The organism is Actinoplanes sp. NPDC051633 (genome assembly GCF_040681735.1).
Taxonomy (GTDB): Bacteria; Actinomycetota; Actinomycetes; order Mycobacteriales; family Micromonosporaceae; genus Actinoplanes.
Genome location: NZ_JBFAZH010001289.1, coordinates 1 through 2067, shown reverse-complemented (window position 1 = coordinate 2067; position 2067 = coordinate 1). Strand labels below are relative to the sequence as shown.

The following is a 2067-nucleotide window of genomic DNA, read 5'->3' as shown; positions in this document are numbered from 1 at the left end:
GCCACGGCGGCGCGCAGATCGTCGTCAGAGAGGGTCATGCCCCGACTTTATGCCGGGGGTGTGTCATCCTCCCGGCGAGCGCCCTTCGAACCGAAGTTGCGGGCACCGCGGGCGGCCGACCCGGCCAGGTCCGCAGCCCCGTCGCCGAGCTTGCGCAGCAGCCCGACCAGCGGGTCCTGCGAGGTGTTGAAGGTTTCCCGGTACGAGTTGGCGGCCGCCTTGACGTCCTCGGTGACCGAGGCGTTGCCGTCGCCGTCGCGCCGCGGGTAGTCCCCGCCGAGGATCGCCGCATATTCGCCCGAGTCGATCCACTTGCGCAGGTCGGCGGCCCGGGCCACCGGCACCGGGTGGCTGCTGTACGCGGTCATGCCCAGCTTGAGGAAGCTGTCGCGCAGGTCGCCGCCGCCTTCGTACTCGGCCGCCTGCTCGAGGAACGCGGCCGTGTCGATCTGGCTCAGGTCGCCGCCGCCGGCCAGTTTCATCAGCAGCCGGGTCGACGCCGACGGGTCCTGCCCGGCGAGCAGCCCGGCCCGGTCGGCGGACAGCTCGGCCTTGCGCCACCACTCGAACATCGCCGCGATGATGGCCCGCAGCGCGATCGCCCCGACCGGGAGCCAGCTCAGGTTGGCCGCCCACTTGGTCAGAATCATCATGATCGTCTTGTAGACCGCGTGACCGCTGCGCACGTGCCCGATCTCGTGGCCCAGCAGGGCGCGCAGCTCGTCGTCGTCGAGCTTCTCCACCGCCGCCGTGGTGATCACGATGAACGGCTTGTCGATGCCGATCGCCTGGCCGTTGATCATCGGGGACTGCGCGACGAACAGGTTGGGCAGCTCCGCCACGTCGAGCGTCGTCGCGGCCTCGGTGAAGCGCTGGTAGACCCGCGGGTACTGCCGGTGGTCGACCCGGATCGCGTTGGCCAGGAAGGCGAGCCGGAACGCCCGCTCGTTCCACATGCCGAAGAACGCCTTCACCACGTCGTCGAAGCCGCGCAGCTCGCGCAGGGCGGTCAGCGCCCCGCGGTCGGCGGGGTGCTCCCAGGCCCGCGAGCTGATCCCGGTGAGGGTCACCCTCCGCCGGATCGGGCGGTTGTCATCCTCGGTCGTCATCGTCCCCACCCCGTCCTCGCGGTCGTCGCGAATGATCGTGACCTACTCAACCGGCCGGCGCCAGAGCCTTTCGTACTGCTCGTCGTCGCCGGCCACCGCGCCGTCGACCAGCAGGTCGGCGTGGGCCGCGGTGTCGTCCACGGCGAAGTGCCGTTCCTCGGCACGCCGCCAGCGCTCAAGGTACGCCGCGAACGCAACATCATGTCCTCCGTCGCGCTCCAGCACCCGCTGGACGCACAACTCGGCGGGCGCGCTCACGAAGACGGCCGTGCTCAGCTCGGGCCGGATCGCGGCGCGCGCCGACGACACCCCCTCGACGATCACCAACTCGGCCGGATCCACCCGCACCACCTCGTCGCCGAAGCGCCCGCACAGCCAGTCGTAGCGCCGATACTGCGCCGGCCGGCCCGTCCGCAGCGGCATCAGCACGCACTCCTCGAACCGGTGCCAGAAGCTGAACTGGTCGTCCCAGCCGTTCAGCAGGTCGTCGGTGTGCACGACGGGGGCGCCGGTCGCCTCGCCGAGCCGTTCCGCGAACCAGGTCTTGCCCGCCCCGCTGGGTCCGTCGACCGCGACCAGCCGGGTGCCACCCAGGCGCGGCAGCATCACCCGGACGGCAGCCGCGAGGTCGGCGAAGCGTTCCGCGGTCACGGCGCGCCGGGCGGCAGGGCCGGGAGCCCGGCGGGGGCGCCGTCCTCGACGAGTCGCCACAGGCCATCCGTGTCCAGGTGCTGCTCCACCAGGTCGCCGAGCAGATCCAGAGCTTTTTCGCGTACGCGTGTGAAGCTCGTGTCGGGGGCGGCGGTGAACCCGTGCCGGCCCGCACGGGCGGGCGGCCGGGGCCGGCACCGCCCGGCGGGCACGGCGGGCTCCAAAGCGCCCGGCCCCAGGCGGGCGGGCCCCCCACCCCCCCCCCCCGCCGGGGGGGGCCCCGGGGGCGCGGGGAGGCAGCGCCCGG

2 protein-coding genes and 1 pseudogene are annotated in these 2067 nt (G+C 72.9%); all 3 read right to left on the bottom strand.

Features of this window, described 5'->3' with window-relative positions; genetic code table 11:
• Positions 1-47: 47 nt before the first annotated feature.
• Positions 48-1109: a M48 family metallopeptidase gene (locus tag AB0M20_RS40180; protein ID WP_364306399.1), complete on the bottom strand. Its 1062-nt coding sequence runs from the start codon at positions 1107-1109 to the stop codon at positions 48-50.
• Between the two features lie 42 nt (positions 1110-1151).
• On the bottom strand, positions 1152-1760 hold the full coding sequence (locus tag AB0M20_RS40175) for a hypothetical protein (RefSeq protein WP_364306397.1): 609 nt from the start codon (positions 1758-1760) through the stop codon (positions 1152-1154).
• Positions 1757-1936 (bottom strand): annotated as a pseudogene (locus tag AB0M20_RS40170) (cobyric acid synthase CobQ); the annotation flags it as partial. The pseudogene AB0M20_RS40170 and the gene AB0M20_RS40175, both read right to left, overlap by 4 nt.
• Positions 1937-2067: the final 131 nt, after the last annotated feature.